The 16,406-nt window shown below is 71.2% G+C and carries 17 protein-coding genes and 1 riboswitch; of the genes, 4 read left to right on the top strand and 13 right to left on the bottom strand.

The genetic code is table 11. The features are described 5' to 3' along the window. Window positions 1-198 precede the first annotated feature (198 nt). The 6 genes from Q9R27_RS13360 to Q9R27_RS13335 all read right to left on the bottom strand — a co-directional run bounded on the left by Q9R27_RS13360 (window position 199) and on the right by Q9R27_RS13335 (window position 5,368). The gene (locus Q9R27_RS13360; protein WP_311252885.1) at window positions 199-1,494 is read right to left on the bottom strand and encodes a lipase family protein; all 1,296 of its coding nucleotides are present in this window, start codon (window positions 1,492-1,494) and stop codon (window positions 199-201) included. Then, window positions 1,475-2,914 carry an NAD(P)/FAD-dependent oxidoreductase gene (locus Q9R27_RS13355; protein ID WP_311252884.1) on the bottom strand — a complete coding sequence of 480 codons (1,440 nt, stop codon included), beginning with the start codon at window positions 2,912-2,914 and terminating at the stop codon, window positions 1,475-1,477. The genes Q9R27_RS13360 and Q9R27_RS13355 overlap by 20 nt, the downstream gene beginning before the upstream one ends. Beyond that, window positions 2,911-3,744, bottom strand: coding sequence for an SDR family NAD(P)-dependent oxidoreductase (locus tag Q9R27_RS13350; protein ID WP_311252883.1), 834 nt, complete (start codon window positions 3,742-3,744; stop codon window positions 2,911-2,913). The genes Q9R27_RS13355 and Q9R27_RS13350 overlap by 4 nt, the downstream gene beginning before the upstream one ends. A gap of 63 nt (window positions 3,745-3,807) precedes the next feature. Continuing rightward, window positions 3,808-4,827, bottom strand: coding sequence for an AraC family transcriptional regulator (locus Q9R27_RS13345; RefSeq protein WP_311252882.1), 1,020 nt, complete (start codon window positions 4,825-4,827; stop codon window positions 3,808-3,810). Next, entirely contained in the window at window positions 4,827-5,141 is a 315-nt protein-coding gene (locus tag Q9R27_RS13340) for a type II toxin-antitoxin system PemK/MazF family toxin (protein WP_311252881.1), read from the bottom strand. Before Q9R27_RS13340 ends, Q9R27_RS13345 begins: the two co-directional genes overlap by 1 nt. After that, the gene (locus Q9R27_RS13335; protein WP_311252880.1) at window positions 5,141-5,368 is read right to left on the bottom strand and encodes a ribbon-helix-helix domain-containing protein; all 228 of its coding nucleotides are present in this window, start codon (window positions 5,366-5,368) and stop codon (window positions 5,141-5,143) included. The genes Q9R27_RS13340 and Q9R27_RS13335 overlap by 1 nt, the downstream gene beginning before the upstream one ends. Window positions 5,369-5,460: 92 nt before the next feature. Between Q9R27_RS13335 and Q9R27_RS13330 the strand changes: the two genes are divergently transcribed. Beyond that, on the top strand, window positions 5,461-6,183 hold the full coding sequence (locus Q9R27_RS13330; RefSeq protein ID WP_311252879.1) for a DUF6629 family protein: 723 nt from the start codon (window positions 5,461-5,463) through the stop codon (window positions 6,181-6,183). A 20-nt stretch (window positions 6,184-6,203) separates the two neighbouring features. Here Q9R27_RS13330 and Q9R27_RS13325 read toward each other — a convergent pair whose 3' ends face one another. Beyond that, window positions 6,204-6,605 (bottom strand): DUF4446 family protein, encoded by a 402-nt coding sequence (locus Q9R27_RS13325; RefSeq protein ID WP_311252878.1) that lies wholly within the window; start codon window positions 6,603-6,605, stop codon window positions 6,204-6,206. Window positions 6,606-6,628: 23 nt separating this feature from the next. After that, a complete protein-coding gene (pheA, locus tag Q9R27_RS13320) occupies window positions 6,629-7,630 on the bottom strand; it encodes a prephenate dehydratase (RefSeq protein ID WP_311252877.1) in 1,002 nt (333 codons plus the stop codon). A gap of 36 nt (window positions 7,631-7,666) precedes the next feature. Here pheA and Q9R27_RS13315 point away from each other — a divergent pair, with 36 nt between their 5' ends. Beyond that, window positions 7,667-8,905 (top strand): arginine deiminase, encoded by a 1,239-nt coding sequence (locus Q9R27_RS13315; protein WP_311252876.1) that lies wholly within the window; start codon window positions 7,667-7,669, stop codon window positions 8,903-8,905. A 234-nt stretch (window positions 8,906-9,139) separates the two neighbouring features. On the opposite strand, the gene Q9R27_RS13310 is transcribed toward Q9R27_RS13315, so the two are convergent. Further along, window positions 9,140-10,102, bottom strand: a complete 963-nt coding sequence (locus Q9R27_RS13310; protein ID WP_311252875.1) for a DUF5926 family protein — start codon at window positions 10,100-10,102, stop codon at window positions 9,140-9,142. A 10-nt stretch (window positions 10,103-10,112) separates the two neighbouring features. Further along, complete coding sequence (locus tag Q9R27_RS13305) at window positions 10,113-10,886, bottom strand: glycerophosphodiester phosphodiesterase family protein (protein ID WP_311252874.1); 774 nt, start codon at window positions 10,884-10,886, stop codon at window positions 10,113-10,115. A gap of 79 nt (window positions 10,887-10,965) precedes the next feature. Between Q9R27_RS13305 and Q9R27_RS13300 the strand changes: the two genes are divergently transcribed. Continuing rightward, on the top strand, window positions 10,966-12,198 hold the full coding sequence (locus Q9R27_RS13300) for a benzoate/H(+) symporter BenE family transporter (RefSeq protein WP_311252873.1): 1,233 nt from the start codon (window positions 10,966-10,968) through the stop codon (window positions 12,196-12,198). Window positions 12,199-12,205: 7 nt separating this feature from the next. Further along, a riboswitch (guanidine-III (ykkC-III) riboswitch) is annotated at window positions 12,206-12,270 on the top strand. A gap of 14 nt (window positions 12,271-12,284) precedes the next feature. Next, on the top strand, window positions 12,285-12,599 hold the full coding sequence (locus Q9R27_RS13295; RefSeq protein ID WP_311252872.1) for a multidrug efflux SMR transporter: 315 nt from the start codon (window positions 12,285-12,287) through the stop codon (window positions 12,597-12,599). A 66-nt stretch (window positions 12,600-12,665) separates the two neighbouring features. Here the strand turns inward: Q9R27_RS13295 and Q9R27_RS13290 are convergent, their stop codons facing one another. The 3 genes from Q9R27_RS13290 to Q9R27_RS13280 form a co-directional block, all read right to left on the bottom strand. Next, window positions 12,666-13,265 (bottom strand): hypothetical protein, encoded by a 600-nt coding sequence (locus Q9R27_RS13290; protein ID WP_311252871.1) that lies wholly within the window; start codon window positions 13,263-13,265, stop codon window positions 12,666-12,668. Beyond that, window positions 13,262-15,454: a glycosyltransferase gene (locus Q9R27_RS13285; RefSeq protein ID WP_311252870.1), complete on the bottom strand. Its 2,193-nt coding sequence runs from the start codon at window positions 15,452-15,454 to the stop codon at window positions 13,262-13,264. The genes Q9R27_RS13290 and Q9R27_RS13285 overlap by 4 nt, the downstream gene beginning before the upstream one ends. Window positions 15,455-15,508: 54 nt before the next feature. Continuing rightward, window positions 15,509-16,406, bottom strand: an 898-nt coding sequence (locus Q9R27_RS13280) for an SGNH hydrolase domain-containing protein (RefSeq protein ID WP_311252869.1), incomplete at its 5' end; no start/stop codon positions are given.

Below are 16,406 nucleotides of genomic sequence, written 5' to 3'. Positions count from 1 at the left end.
GGTCCGGCCCTGACCGCGGCAGACTGATCAACGATGTCGGTTGCAGTCACGTGGTGCCAGCAGACGACACGACAACTCGTGTTGATGCCGCACGCCAGCCCGGCCCACTCCTCAAGCGCGACCGGTGCTGAATCAGGCCCACCCTGCGGGGCTCGCCTCCGCCACACCTCGTCCCTCGGCGTACCTCCGGCTCACTCCTCAGGCGCGGCCGGTGAGCACCTTGAGCGCAGCGCGGGCCAGGCGCACGAACCGCGGCAGCGCACGGACGTCGAGCGCCAGGGAGAACACCGTGTCGGTGCCGACGGAGGCCGGGGCGCCGTCGAAGCGTTGCTCCAGCCAGGCAATCATCCGCGGCAGGCCCAGCACCATCAGGGTGATGTGCTCGCTGGCTTGGTCGCGCAGGTAGCGCACCTGCGCCCCGCCGTCGACGTACTTGGCTACCTGGGCATCCACGTCGGCGACGTCGATGATCTGGTCGTGCACCCCCTGCACCACCAGCAACGGGCAGGTCGGGATCCGGGAGCCGAGGCGGATGTCGTCGAAGACGTGGAGCACCTCGGGCTTGGCCAGCATGTCGGCCAGCGGGATGTCGAGGTAGTCGTCGAAGTCGTTGAACGCGTGGGTCACCACGGCCGTTACGGTGCTCTGCTCCTTGAGGTCGTCCAGGCGACGCTGGCCGTCGAGGGAGGCATGGCGCCGGATCAGCCGGGCCAGGCCGGGATAGGCATGGCGCAGCCCGGAGACGACCAGTGCGGGCAGTCCGGCGTTGAGGCCGCGATTCAGCTTCAGGAACGCCTCGCCGGGATCGCCCACGGGCGAGCCGAGCACGGCGCCGACGATCTCCAGTTCGGGCGCATGGGTCGGCGCCATCTCGGCCGCCCACGAGGTCGCCATCCCGCCACCGGAATAGCCGAACATCCCCGTCGGGGTGTCCGGCGCCAGGCCGAGTTCGTCGAAGGCGAGGGTCGCCCGTACGCCGTCGAGCACGCGGTGGCCCGGCTCCCGCGGCGCACCGAAGTGGCCGTGGATCCCTTCGTGGTCGGCCAGGGTGAGCACGAACCCGCGGTCCAGCAGGGCCGCGATGATCATCAACTCGAACTGGGGCAGTGATCCCCACGCGCGGGCGCCGGGGCGCAGCGCATAGGAGGGGAAGCAGCGGTCGGAGACGGCGTCGATCGCGCACTGGTAGGCGATCAGCCGGGCGGGATCCCCGGCCTCGAATCCGTCCGGCACCACGACCGTGGTCACCGCCACCTCGGCGACACCGTGCAGGTCGCTGCTGCGGTAGGCGAGTTGCCAGGCGCGGGCGCGCTGGCCGATCAGGCCGAGGAAGCCGAGCCGGACCTGCCGGGCGCGGATCAGGGTGCCGGGTGCCAGGTCGGCCAGGTGTGCGGGGGCGTCGCGGAACGGGTCCTCACGCGGACGCAGTGGCGCCTGGTCGCGCACGTCGGTGACGTCGATGGGCCCCAGGTCATCATGCGGGCTCGTAGTCATCGGCACGGAACCTCACTCCCTTGCGATATTCGGTGCTCAACCCCGGCCAGTTGGTGGGGATCCGTCCGTCAGCCTGGCGATACCAGGAGTTGCACTGGCTCCACACGGAGCCCCCGAGGGCCGCCTGCACCGTGGCATCGTGGGCTGCCTCGACCTCACGGCGTACGACGTGGGGCCGGCCGGTGCGCGCCACGTGCTCGACGTAGTCCGCGACGTGCTTCGCCTGCTGCTCGAGGAAGTAGATCACGGAGCCGCCACCGGTGTTGGTGTTGGGGCCGTACATGATCTGCAGGTTGGGGAAGCCGGGCACGGCCATCCCGTAGTAGGCGTGCGCGCCGCCGCTCCACTCGTCGGCCAGCCGGTGGCCGTCGCTGCGGGCGATCTCGAGCGGGGCGAGGATCTCGGTGGCCTTGAACCCGGTGCCCCAGATGAGTACGTCGACCGGGTGCTCGACGCCGTCGGTGGTGACCACGCCGCCCGGGGTGATCCGCTCGATGGCGGTGGTGTGCACGTCGACGTTGTCGCGGGCCAGGGCCGGCACGTAGTCGTTGGAGAAGAGGATCCGCTTGCAGCCGATCGGATAGTCGGGCCACACCTTCTCGAAGAGGCCGGGCTTCGCCTTCGCCTGTCGCTTCATGTGGGCACGGGAGGCGGCGCGCAGGACCGCGGCATAGCGCCGCGAATACAGCCAGGCGACACTGAGGCTCTCGGTGGCGGTCGCCCAGGTGATCCGTTCGACCCACTGGGTGAGCGGTAGCTTCTCGAAGACCCGGCCGTGCGCTCCCGAATAGGTGGTGTCGGGGCGCGGCAGCAGGTAGGGGGCGCTGCGCTGGAAGAGGTCGAGGTGGCCGGCCCGCTCGGCGACCTCGGGCACGAACTGGACGGCGCTGGCGCCGGTGCCGATCACGGCCACCCGCTGTCCGGACGGGTCGACGTCGTGGTCCCACTCGGCGGAGTGGAAGCTGGGCCCGGCGAACTCGTCCCGGCCGGGGATCGCGGCGTACGCCGGGCGGGAGAGTTGTCCGACGGCGGGGACGAGGACGTCGACGACGAGCGGTTCGGCGCCCGTGACGTCGATGCGCCAGGTGCCGGCCTCGGTGTCATAGGTGGCGCCGGTGACCTCGGAGCCGAAGCGGATGTGGCGGCGCAGGTCGTACTTGTCGACGACGTCTCGGATGTAGTCGAGGATCGCGGGCTGGCGGGAGAAGCGGTGCGGCCAGTGCGGGTTCGGCTCGAACGAGTAGGAGTAGAACGGCGACGGCACGTCGCAGGCAGCGCCGGGGTAGGTGTTCTCGCGCCACACGCCGCCGACGTCGTCGGCCTTCTCCAGGATGACGATGTCGTCGAAGCCGCGCTGGCGCAGTTCGATGGCGGCGGCCAGGCCACCGAAGCCGGTGCCGATGATGGCGATGCGGGTCATTTCTTCGGCCCTCCCTGGGCGAGCAGTCGGCGCTGGGTACGTCGTCCCTGGGCCACCACGAGCGGTGCGGCGCGCAGGCCGAGTGGCGGCACCAGGTCGGCCAGCCGGGAGACCACGCCGCGCCAGCCGGGCAGGGTGGTGACCAGGCGGGGACGGTCCAGCACCGAGGCGACGGCGGCGACGACCTCGTCGGGCTGGAGCAGCTTGCCGGAGAAGGAGAGCGCCGAGGCGGGGTCGTCGAGCTTGTCGTGCAGCATCGGGGTCCAGATCCCGTCGGGGCAGATGCAGGAGATCGTGACGTCGTCGATCCCGGCCAGGCGCAGGTCGGCCATGGTGGAGAGGCTGAACCCGATCGCGGCGTGTTTCGAGGCGGCGTACACGGCCTCGCCGGGCACGGCGGTGAGGCCGGCCAGGGAGACGATGTTGACGATGTGGCCGCCGCGCTCGCGCATCGCCTCGATCGCGGCGACGGTGCCGTTGACCGTGCCGAGTCCGTTGACCTCGAGCATCAGCCGGTGGGTGTCGGCCGACTGCTCCCAGGCGGGCCCGGTGACCAGGACGCCTGCGTTGTTGACCCAGGTGTCGAGGCTGCCGGCCTGCTCCACGACCAGGTCGCGGGCGGCGTCGACCTGGTCGCGGTCGCGCACGTCCACGGCGTACGACGTGGCTCCGTGGCCGATCTCGGCTGCGGTCTCGGCGGCCAGGTCGGCGTCGACGTCGGTGACCAGGACGTGGTGGCCGCGGTGGGCCAGGAGTCGGGCGATCTCCTTGCCGAGTCCGCGGCCGGCGCCGGTGACGACGGCGCCTCCGGGTGGGGTCTGCTGGGTCATGCTGCTCCTCGTTGCTGCGCGTGCCCGCCCATTCTGCGACGACCCCGGACCCAGAAACTTGTTTCAGGACGACAGGGTTGCGCGGCCGCGCAGCTCCCGCGGCGTCATTGCGAACCAGCGCCGACAGGCATGGCTCAGCGTGGACTGCTCGGTGAAGGCGAGCAGTCCCGCGACCTGACCGAGCGGCAGGTCGGTCGTGGTCAGCAGCCGCTCGGCCTCGCGGCGGCGTACGTCGTCCAGGATCTCCTCGAAGCTGGTCTGCTCGGCGGCCAGTCGGCGTTGCAGGGTGCGCGGGTGCACGGAGAAGAGGCGTGCGGTGCCGGGCAGGCTGGGCGGGGCCACCGCGAGCGACTCGACCAGTGCGCGCTCCACCTGGGTGGCCATCCGGGCGCCGGGGTCGGCGTAATGGGTGGCGAGGTGATCGAGGGCGAGCAGCCGGATCGCCTCGTTGGCGGTCGCGAACGCTTCGTCGAGCACGCGCCGCTCCACGCGCAGGGCGGGGAACGGCTTGCCGAAGCGTACGTCGGCGCCGAAGTGGTCGACGTACCCCTGGACCGCCGACAGGGGCTGGTGCGGCAGGTGCACCGAGCGCAGGCCGGTGTCCTGGCCGATCATCGCGACGGAGATCCGGTGGACCAGGGCGACGCCGAGTTCGATGGCCTGCGCCGGGTACGCCGGGGCGTGGAGGTCCTTGCGATAGGTCACCGCAACCACGCCGCGTACGCCGTCCGGATCGGGCTCGACGCCGACGCTGAGGCCGGGGCTGTGCACGAAGAGGAACTTCGAGGCGACCTCTATGGCCTGCGCAACCGTCGAGCATGCCTGGATGGCGACCGCGAGTGGTCCGAGGATGGTCAGGTCCTGGCGCTGGGAGAGGCGCAACCCGAGATCGGGGCAGCCGAGTTCGTCGGCGACCCCGTCGAGCATCCGGTCGTGGGCAGCAAGGTCGATCAGGCTGTCGTCGGAGTCGAGGGCCGCCGGGTCGATCCCGAAGCGGGCCAGCAGTGCCGCCGGGTCGCCGCCGAGTTCGCGCACCAGCGGCACGAAGCCCCGCAGGCTGGCGGCGCGGATCATCGGGCCCATCAGGTCAGGTCCTCGACCCGGAGGTCGAAGGCGCTGGCCAGGGCTCGGGCCAGCGCCGGCTCCTGGGATTCATGGAGCAACCCGATCGTCCGCCCCAACTGCGAGGTCGGGATGGTCTGCAGGTTGTCGCACGAGATGACACAGCTGTGGTCGAGTCCGTTCGCAGGTCCGACCGGGACCTCGGTGAAGAGGCCCTTGACCGTGGAGGTGATCGGGGCAACGGTCACCCACGACATCGCGTCGAGCGCCCGTTCCCGGGTGAGCACGAGCACCGGCCGGGTCTTCTCCATCCGGGCCAGCCGGATCGGCCTCATCAGTCGATCTCGGGGAAGGTGCGGGACTGGCCGGCCCACTCCTCGAGGTCCGGATAGCCTCCCTGGTCGCGGTAGACCGCAGCGTCATGCTCCGCTTCGAGTTGGCGGCGATAGCGGCGCAGCGCCTTCGCCGTCACGGCTGCCCGTGAACCAGCCCCGGAACGGACCAGGTCATCGATCCATTCGACGAGGTCGTCCGGCAGCCGCACTGCGATCTGGGTGCTCACGGTCATGATGGTACCAATCTGGGATGCACGGAGGGTTGCATTGCCGTCGCCGAATCGTGCCGCGCAGTCGCCACCTCCTACAGTTGCTTCTCGTGTGCTTCTCCCCCGAGATGGATATCGCAGCCGGGCTGCTGGTCACGGGCATCGGCATCGAGGGGCTGCGCCACGTCACCTCGCGCCGGCAACTGCCGCTGGCCTCGCTGCCGATCGTCTTCGGCGTGCACCAACTCACCGAGGTGCCGGTGTGGTGGCACCTGCAGGGCAAGGTCGGCCAGTGCACCGGCGACACCGCGGCGTACGTCTATGCCCTGATCGCCGTCATCCTGGTGCCGATCCTGGTGCCGGTCGCGTTCGCAGCGCTGCGCCTGGGCCGCTCCCGCGGCCTGGACCTGGCCTTCGTCGTCGCCGGACTGGCCGCGGCGTGGATGCTCTTCGGGATCCTCGGCACCGAAGCACCGGGACGACGCATCGACGGGCACCAGATCACCTGGTTCGCCGGGCAACACATCGGCGACCACATCCTGCCGGTCTATGCCATCGCCTGCCTCGGCCCCGCCCTGCTCGCGCGGTCCAGACCGCTGCAACTCTTCGGCGTGCTCAACCTGGTCGTGGTGGCCGCTCTGGCCGCGCTCAACCAGGGCGGCGTGGTCTCGCTGTGGTGCGTGTGGGCGGCGATCACCAGCGTGCTGGTCAACCTGCACCTGCGCGGCGTACGGTTCGGCGGACCGGGCGGTCCACCGGCTTCCGACGACTCACTCCATGTTGGCCAGGAGCAGTTTGGCGAGCGGGACGATCTCGCTCGCGGTGGTCGCTGAGGCCAGCGCGACGGCGTACGTCAGCGCCCCCGCGCGTGCCCGATCGCCTCTTCCTCCTCCGGGGAGAGTTGCTGCTCGCAGGCCCAGCCGGCGATCGACTTGGCATAGGTGCGCGCCTCGCTGCGGCCGTGGATCGAGGTGAGCACGATCCCGTTGCCGGCGTCGTCGAGGATCGCCACCGACCAGCTCAGGTGCCCGCCCATGTCACCGAACGCGTCGTACCGGACCACGGCCAGGTGCTTGAGCGCATCGCGGGCCTCGGCACGGAGCGCGGCCACTTCCTGGCGCAGGCCGACCACGTCCTCGGGCAGCGCCTCGACGCCCGATCCGTCCGGCTCGGGACGCTTGCGCGCGACGAGGACGGAGTGGATCAACGCGGCCGCGGCAAGCACGATCGCCAAGCAGGCAAGGGCAATGTCCATGCCGCAGAGAGTACGGCGTGACCTCAGCGCCCGTTGCGCAGGCGCGCGAGCCAGGCCTCGGCCTCGGCGAAGTCGGCGTCGCCGGTGCCCTTCTCCACCTCCGGGCGGACCCCGTCGGCGCGCGGGTAGGACCCCAGGAACCGTACGTCGTCACACATCCGGTGCAGCCCCATCAGCGCCTCCCCCACCCGGGCCTCGGCGATGTGGCCCTCGCAGTCGATGGAGAAGCAGTAGTGGCCCAGTCCGGCGCCGGTCGGCCGCGACTCGATCCGCGACAGGTTCACCCCGCGCAGCGCGAACTCCTCCAGCAACTCCAGCAGCAGGCCGGGCCGGTCGTGCTCGATGAAGGCGACCAGCGAACTCTTGTCCGCCCCCGTCGGCGCCGGCGGGGCATCGGGACGGGTGACCAGGACGAACCGGGTCTCGGCGCCGGCGTTGTCGGCGACCCCGGTGGCCAGGGTGGCCAGCCGGTAGTGGTCGGCGGCCAGGGGCGCGGTGATCGCGGCATCCCAGGTCGCGCTGTGGTCGGCCAGCCCAGCGGCAGCGGCCGCCGTCGAGTTCGTGTGTACGACGGTCGCCCCGGGCAGGTGCGCGGCCACCCACTTCCGGGTCTGCGCGGCGCCGTGCGGGTGGGTCCCGACGACCCTGATGTCCTCGATCGCGGTGCCGGGCCGGGCCAGCAGGGAGAACTCGATCGGCACCGTCACTTCGGCGGTGATGATCAACTCGCGCCCGGTCGCCAGTTCGTCGAGGGTGACCGGGACCGACCCCTCCACCGAGTTCTCGATCGGCACCACGGCACCGTCGGCGTCGCCGGAGCGGACCCGGTCCAGGGCCACGGTCACCGTGGTCACCGGCTCGAGGGTCGCAGCCGGACCCGTCGCCGAGCCACCAGTCGCCGGGCCGCCTGCGGCCAGGGCGCGCGCCGCCTGCTCGGTGAAGGTGCCCTCGGGGCCCAGGTAGGCATAGCGGACCGGGCCGGGAACCGTGGAGTCAGGGTCTGGGGTGTGCGGCGCGTCGGGCATGGTGCTCAGGATAGGGCTCCCCCTACAGTGGCGTGCATGGCCGATCATGGGGCAGACAGTGAAGTCGGGACGCTGCGCACGGTGATGCTGCACCGGCCCGGGGCCGAGTTGGCGCGGCTGACCCCGCGCAACAACGACCGCCTGCTCTTCGACGGGGTCCCCTGGGTCTCCCGTGCCCAGGAGGAGCACGACGCCTTCGCCGAGACCCTGCGCAACCGCGGTGTCGAGGTGCTCCACCTGACCCAGATGCTCACCGAGACGCTGGCCGAGGAGACCGCGCGCCACCGTGCCATCACCACCACCCTCTCGGGCCTGCACCTGGGTGACACGCTGCGTGACTACCTGGCCCGCGCCCTGGCCGACTGCCCTCCCAAGGAGTTGACCGGCTATCTGACCGCCGGCATCCGCAACGACGAGGTCCGCGGCGGCCACGGGCTGGTCACCTCACTGCTGCCCAGTGACGAGTTCCTCGTGGATCCGCTGCCCAACCTGCTCTTCACCCGCGACTCCAGCGTCTGGATCCGCGACCGGGTCGCGATCACCTCCCTGGCGATGCCGGCCCGGCGCCGCGAGACGCAACTGACCGAGCTGATCTACACCTCGCACCCCCGCTTCCGCGACGCACCGGGCGGGACCCGCACCCTGCACGGGTGGCACAGCGAACACGTCGAGGGGGGCGACGTACTCCTGCTCGCGCCCGGCGTGATCGCCGTCGGCGTCGGGGAGCGGACCACCCCTGCCGGCGTGGAGCGGCTCGCCCGCCAGGTGTTCCATGCCGGCCTGGCGCACACCATGCTCGCAGTGCCGATCGCCCAGGAGCGCGCCACCATGCACCTGGACACGATCTGCACCATGGTCGACGTCGACAAGATCGTGATGTATCCGAACGTCGCCGACTCGCTGCAGGCGTTCGCGGTGACCGCGCCCGACGCGGACCCGAACGGTTCCGACTCGAGCACCTTCCGCCTCGAGGTCGCCGAGCCCGAGCCGTTCCTGCTCGCCGCGGCCAAGGCGATGCAGATCGACACCCTGCACCAGATCGACACCGGCCTGGACCCGGTCACCGCCGAGCGGGAGCAGTGGGACGACGGCAACAACACCCTGGCCATCGCGCCGCGGGTGGCGATCGCCTACGTCCGCAACGACGAAACCAATGCACGGCTGGAGGATGCCGGCATCGAGGTGATCCGGATCGAGGGTTCCGAACTCGGCTCGGGCCGCGGTGGGCCGCGGTGCATGTCGTGCCCGATCGCGCGGGACCCACTCCCCGCCTGAGCCGGCTGCACCAGGCCGGCCACCCAGCCGCCGGCCCACGCCCGGCCGCCCCATCGAGTGGTCACTCGGAGAGGCGAAACAGCCTCCGGAACCTCTCCCAGTGACCACTCGATCGACGCGTCCGGAAATGCAAGGACCCGGTCGTTGTTGACGGGGGATACAACAACGACCGGGCTGGGGAAAACCTACGTCAAAACCCGCCGATTCACAACAGCACTTGGACCGCCCAAGTGATCAGCGGATGGTGACCTGTCGACCGGCCAGCGACGACTTCGCGGAACGCTCCGCCGAGGTCAGGTCGGAGTCATCCCTGAGCGCCTCGGCAAGGGCGGTGGCGAACGCCTTGGCCGGCTCCTCGAGCACCTCGGCACCGGTGCCCACGGGCAGGTCCCAGACCGGCACCAGGATGCCGTGCGCACGGAACATCCCGACCAGGCGGGCGCCCTCGACGAGCACGTCATCGCCGCGCACGTGCAGGCGCGCCAGCGCAGTCAGCAGCACGTCCTCGTCCTCGGGCATCGCCCAGCGCAGGTGCTCCTTGCTGCCCACGTTGGTCCAGTACGCCGACTCCACGCCGGCCAGCTTCACGGTCGGGTGGATCGCCCCGCTGGCCTGCTCCAGGGCGGCGTCCATCTCCGGCGTACGGTCCTCGACGTCGTCGAGCCAGAAGCCGAAGTCGTCGTGGACGGTCACCTCGAGCGGGCCGTCGACGACCAGGTCGGTGAAGCGAGGGCCGTCCCCCGGCGCCTCGGGCAGGCCGACGCTCCCGGACTCGCCCGCCTCGGCATGCCCGAGGGCACGCTCCAGCACCGCGGCCAGGTCACGCGACGGGTCGCCATAGTTGTGCTGCACCTGCAGGCCGAGCCAGATCGCGCCGTTCTCGCGGACCATGCCGGGGGTGGCGCCGGGCAGCAGGGTGCACAGCCGCACCTCGCGGTCGGAGTCCTTCAGCCGCAGCGGCGCGGTCGCGGCTGGGACCAGTTCACGCAGCGCGACCAGGTCGGTCTCACCGGCGAACCCGGCGAACGGGCGGGCGACGTACGCCGGGGGCGGACCCCCTGCCGCGCCGTGGCAGGCCTTGTAACGCCGACCCGAGCCACACGGGCACGGTTGCCGGGGGCCGACGGCACCCGCGGCTTCGGTCGATTCGTTCGTCGCGGCAGCCGCGCGGTTCTTGGTGCGTGAGCGCTTTCCCATGGCGGGCAGGCTACCCGCGAACCTTCTCAAGCATGTACGCCGGCCGGTCGGTGATGATCATCTCGACCCCCAGGTCCTGGCAGAGGGCGAGTTGCTCGTCGGTGTTCACCGTCCACACGTGGACCCGGCGGCCGGCCTCGCGCAGCCGTCGCCCCAGGCCCGGGTGGTCGGTCAGTTCCCCGATCCCGGGGCCGATGATCCAGTCCTTGCCGATCAGCCGGCGCAGCACCGGCCAGTGGTGGGCCTTCTCGATCAGGATCACCCGGGCCAGGTCGGGGGCGAGCGCCTCGATCCGCTGCATCGCGGTCAGCGAGAAGCTCATCACCCGCACGGGCGCGTCCGCGCCCGTCCAGCCGAACTCGTCGAGCAGTTGCACCAGGCGGCGCTCGACCAGGCCGCCATAGCGGGTCGGGTGCTTGGTCTCGATCGCCAACTCCACCCGGCGCCCGCAGTCGGCGACGGTCTCCAGCAACTTGCGCAGGGTGAGCACCTTCGACAGCTCGGGATCCCGGTCCGGCGCCTCGTCGTCGAGGTCGTGCCACGGGTTCTTCCACGAGCCGAAGTCCAGGGCGTCCAGTTCGTCGAGGTCCATCGTGGAGACCACGCCGCGGTTGCTCGCCGTACGCCGCAGGTCCCGGTCGTGGACGCAGACCAGATGGCCGTCGGCGGTGAGCCGGACGTCGCACTCGAGCCCGTCGGCCCCGATCCGGATCGCCTCCAGATAGGCGCCCAAGGTGTGCTCGGCGATCTCATGGCTGGCCCCACGGTGGGCAACGACCTGCATGGGTCCACGCTACTGGTCGCGGGCGCCCGGATGCAGCAACGCACTCCGGGCGCCCCGGCGCACCGATAGCCTGCGCTCCATGTCCACGCCATCCGGGCCGTCCGGGCCATCTGCGCCGCCCGGCGCAGCGACCGTCAGCATCGGCTGGGCCGTCCTGGCCGGCGTGGTGACCGGGCTGGTCGGCTTCACCAGTTCGTTCGCGGTGGTGCTGACCGGCCTGAGGGCGGTCGGCGCCTCGACCGACCAGGCTGCCTCGGGCCTGCTCGTGCTCTGCGTGACGATGGGCCTGGGCTGTGTCGTCTTCTCGTGGCGCACCCGTACGCCGATAACGCTGGCGTGGTCCACGCCCGGTGCGGCCCTGCTCGCCACGGCCGCCGTGCCGCACGGAGGGTTCCCGGCAGCGGTGGGCGCCTTCATGGCGTGTGGGGTGCTGCTCGCGCTCTGTGGGTTGGTGCGCCCACTGGGCCGGGTGGTGGCGATGATCCCGGCGCCGCTGGCCAACGGGATGCTCGCCGGGGTGCTGCTGGTCCTCTGTGCGGCACCGTTCCTGGCCGTCGCCGAGGAACCGGCCGCGATCGCACCGGTGATCCTGGCCTGGCTGGTGTTGATGGCGGTGGCCCGGCGCTGGGCGGTGCCGGGTGCGCTGGTCGCTGCGATCGTGGTGCTGATCGTCTCCGGCACGTTCGGTGAACTCGCCGGCGCCAGTCTCGTCCCGGTCGTCGAGTTCGTGGCGCCGCAGTGGGACGCCGGGGCCCTGCTGGCGATCGCGGTGCCGCTCTTCATCGTCACGATGACCTCGCAGAACATCCCCGGCATCGCCGTGCTGGCCGGGTTCGGCTATCGCCCCGACATGCGGGCGCCGCTCACCTATGCCGGGACCGCGTCGGTGGCCGGGGCGCTGGGCGGTGGGCACGCGATCAACCTTGCCGCCATCTCCGCAGCCCTGGCCGCCGGGCCGGAGGCGCACCCGGACCCCGACCGGCGCTGGGTCGCAGGCGTCTCGTGCGGGTTCACCTATCTCGCCTTCGGGCCGCTCTCCGCACTGGTCACCGCGGTGGCGGTGGCGGCCCCGGCCGGCCTGGTCGAGACGATCGCCGGTCTGGCCCTGCTCGCCACCCTGGCCGGCGCAGCCGCGGCCGCACTCGGGGACACCGAGCACCGCGAGGCCGCCGCGATCACGATCGTGGTCTCCGCCTCGGGACTGGTCGTCGCCGGCATCGGCGCTGCCTTCTGGGGGCTGGTCGCGGGTGCGGCGTACCTGCTCCTGATCCGCCTTGCCGCGCGAGGTGCCATCCCGATCCGCCGTCGTTAGGATGGGCGCAGGGCCGCAGCAGGCCCCCGGACGAGGGCTACCAGTACCCGGTGACGCGACAAGACTGGCAGCGGAGGTTGCTCGTCATGTCATGGTTCGTGCTCATCGTCTCCGGAGCGTTCGAGGCCGTCTGGGCCACCGCCCTGGGCAAGTCCGAAGGATTCACCCGGCTCGGCCCCACCGTCGTCTTCGGCCTGGCCCTGGTGGTCAGCATGGGCGGGCTGGCCTATGCGATGAAGGAGTTGCCCACCGGCACGTCGTACGCCGTGTGGGTCAGCATCGGCGCCGTGCTCACGGTGGTCTATGCGATGGCGACCGGTGAGGAACCGGTCTCGGCCCTGCGGGTCCTGCTGCTGCTGGGCATCATCGGCTGCGTGGTCGGCCTGAAGGTGCTGCACTGAGGCACCGGGAAGCGACAACGGGTGGATTCCCAGTCACCAGGTGACGAGGAATCCACCCGTTGTCCCTCACTCGGCGGGATCCTTGCGCAGGTCGGGGCTGAGCCCGCGGAAGAGCAGGCGCTGGGCGGCGTCGATCCCCTCAGCGGGGACGTGCACCATCAGCGCCGGGTCGTGCAGGTCGATGGCCTGGGCGATCCTGGCCGCGGCGTACTCCTCCCACGGCTCCTCGGTCTCGTCCCAGCCGGACCGCTCCCACTCCTCGGGCGAGATGAGCAGTTCGGTGGCCCAGCCATAGCGGCGCGGTGCGTCCAGTCGCGGATGCGTCATCACGAAGATCGGCCGGAACGCCGCAGTGAGCACCTGGAGGCGGGCGATCTCGTCGATCACCTCGTCCACCTGCTCGGCGGGGGTCGCGAGCAGCGAGACCATCGCGACCGGGAGGTGGTCCAGGCCGGTCCCGGCCAGCAGGTTCCCGGCCGGCGGATAACGCCGCGGCGGGCCGCTGTGGCGGTGGCGCGAGCCGGCGAAGATCCGGTTCACCACCTCGCGGGCGTTGTCGCTGGAGCGGATCTTGGTGAGCACCTTGCCGGCGGCCTTCTGGACCCGGGGGCTGCGCCGTGCCCGTCGCAGGGCCCGGTGTGGCAGGGATTTGCTGTAACCACTCATCGTGAGGTCCGTTCGGCGAGGGACAGGATCAGGCGCGCCGCTTCGACGGCACCGTTGCCCGGGTCCGCGGCCTGGGCACCGGCCACCATCTGCGGGCCGTCGGTGAGCAACTTCTCCAGCAGCGGGGTGGCGCCGTCAACGGTGACCTTGTCGACACTGAACGCCCAACCCTGGTCGGCCGCATAGCGGGCCCGTGCCTCGGTGTCGTCCAGCGCGGTGGCGGTGTTGGGCACCAGCAGGCTGGGCACGCCCATCCGCATCAGTTCGTGAAAGGAGTTGTATCCGGTCGCGCTGACCACGACGTCGAAGGCGGCATAGCGGCGCGAGAGCGGGTAGTCCTTGACCAGGTGCACCTGGGCAGTGCTGACCGGCGTGCTGGCGATCGCGGTCTGGGTGAGGCAGACCCCGACCCCCAGTGAGCCGAGTGCCGCGGTGGCGGCGCCGATGTCGCCGCTGGTGTCGTTGATGTTGCCGGCGCCGAGTGACAGCAGGGCCAGTGGTCCGTCGGCAGGCAGCCCCAGTGCGCTGCGGGCTTCTGCCCGCGGGTCGAGGTCGGCGGGGTCGAGCAAGGTCACCGGCCCGACCCGGTGGGCAGGTTCGTTGCGCGCGGCACCACGGTCGTACGGCGCAGCGAGGTCCCCCGGCTCGAGGACCTCGTCGAACCAGCCCGTCTTGGCCAGTTGTTCGCCGTTCGCGTCCGCGCGCCACATCCCGCGGCGCGACCAGATCCAGCGGGCCTGCGGGTGCTGCGCGCGGATGTCGGGGGTGCCGTTGTAGGGCCAGGTGCCGTCGAAGACCACGACGTCGGGCCGGAACCGACCGATCGCGTCCGAGACCCGGGTGACATAGACGTCCTGCCACAGGCCGGGCGGCATGGCGAGGCCCTGCGAGGAGGCGACGTACTCGAAGTCAAAGCCGAACTGGCCGACCAGCGGCACCGCCTGGGAGAGGGAGAGGAACCGGATCTCGGCGTCGTCGCCCATCGCGCGGGCATAGGCGAGCAGGCGGGTCAGGTGGCCCATGCCGGCGCCGTTGCTGGACATCAGCAGCACCTTGGGGCGGGCGTTCCGGCCCAGCAGGGTGGCCGCGTCGCGGGCCGCCGGGGGCTCCTGTGCCGCCAGGTCGGGGGTGGCGTCCTGGCCCAGCAGGGCACGGATCCGTGATGCGTGCTGCTCGTGGCCGAACCGGGCGCGGATCTCCTGGCGGGCGGTCTCGACCTGGGCGTCGTACCGGGCCCGGTCGGCCCGGAAGGCGGCAACGGTGGCCGCGACTCCGTCGGGGGTGGTGTAGACGGCCGAGGGCCCGAAGAGTTCCTCGAAGTGCGGCGGCAGGATCGCTACGGCGCCGCTCGCGATCGCTTCCAGGATGGTGCGGCCGAAGGCTTCCACCAGGCCGGGGTCGTGGAAGTAGACGAAGAAGTCGAGCCCGGCCAGGAACTCGCGTGGTCCCACTGCTCCGAAGGGGAGCACCGTCCAGCTCGACGGCAGTGTCCCCAGCAGGTCCTCGGCCGGTTCGGCGCCGCCGAGCACGCGGACGGTGACCGACCCGTCGGTGGGATAGGCCAGGCGCAGGGTGGTCACGTCGCGGGGCCACTTCTGTGGGTGCGGGCGGCTGTGTCGGCCGATCACCGGCCGGTCCGCGGTCCATTCGGGCCGCTCCACCGCCCAGGCGTCGACGTCGATGATGTTGACCCAGTCGTCGAGCAACTGGACCGGATCCACGGCAGGGGCGATCTCCTTGCGGACCGCGGGCCCGATCCCGGTCCACTTCGGCACGTGTCCGAGGCGTTCGGTCACCTCGCGGGTCACCGTCGCCACGTCATAGATGACCGTGCCGCGGGCGTCGACCGGACCGGCGTTGGCGACCACGATCACCTGTTCCACCTCGAGCGGTGGGAGTTGCGCCAGCGCATGCTGGGCGACGGCGGGATGCCGGATCACCAGGACCCGGGCGCGGACCCGACGCTGCCCGACGAGCAGGTCGGCCTCGCCGGACTCGATCGCGCGGCGAAGTTTCGGGTTCACCGGGTGCAGGCCGCGCACCAGCGGACCGTTGAGGTGGATCAGACCGGTCCGCAGGCCGGCGCGCGCCTGGGCAGTGACCTCCTCGGCGATGCTGTGCGAGGTGCCGCCGGGGAAGCGCAGGTCGGAGGCGATCAGGACGTCGTACTCGAGAGCGGTGCTCGTCACGTGGGGATGGCTCCTGGGGCGCTTGGCGGGACGGCTGCGATGCTACTACGCAGCTCAGTCCCTGCCGGTCTCCTCGACGATCGGCACCAGTTGCCCGGCCAGCCTGGGCGCCAGTGACCGGACGTAGGTGTCGGTCAGGTGGGAGGTCTGGCGATAGATGAGCACGTTGCCGATGACGGGCACGCACTGCTCCTCGGGGCAGATCCATGCGTTGAGGTCGATCACGGGTACGTCGTCCATCTCCGCTGCCGCCGCGGCGAGCGCCGGGGCGCCGCTGTAGGCCAGCCCCTTCTTGCGGTCGAAGGTGCACGCGGCGAGGTCGTCCGGGTTCTCGGCGACGCACTCATAGATCGAGGACTGTGGGTTCGGGTTGTCCAGGATCACCGCGACCGGGATGCCAGCGTCCTCGAGTTCCTGCCAGCGCTCCACGAGCGCGTCGACCAGGACCTGGCGCTTGGCGGAGCGGACATTGTCGGGGTCGGCCAGTGCGGTGTTCTTCACATGCGAGGTGAGCACCAGGTCGGGCTTGAGGTCGAGGACGTCGGCGAGTGCCCGTTCGTTCCACTCCGCGCAGGCGGTGTACGGCGCCCCGTCGGCCACCACCATCGCTCCCTGGAAGGCGCACGCCGACTTGTAGAAGGTGACCACCCGCCAGCCGTTGTCGTCGGCCACCTGCCGGATCGCCGACTCCCACTGCATGATCTTCGAGTCACCGACCAGGGCCAGCACGGTGTCGGCGTTCGGGTCGCCGAAGTCGCACCGCCGTACGTCGGAGTTGGCCACCGTCGTCGCGCACTTCTCCGCATATCCGGCCGGCAGGTCCTCGGTGGCGTCGATCGCCGCGGGGGTGAACCAGGTGACATCGTCGAGGCCCTCGACGGTGCCGGGCGTCGGGCCGCCGATGGCGGCAGCGCCCGGGGGTTCCGAACTGTTCGCTCCTCCCCCGGTCGCC

This window comes from Nocardioides sp. AE5, from assembly GCF_031844485.1.
Lineage (GTDB): Bacteria > Actinomycetota > Actinomycetes > Propionibacteriales > Nocardioidaceae > Nocardioides.
This window is presented reverse-complemented; position numbering and strand designations above follow the sequence as displayed.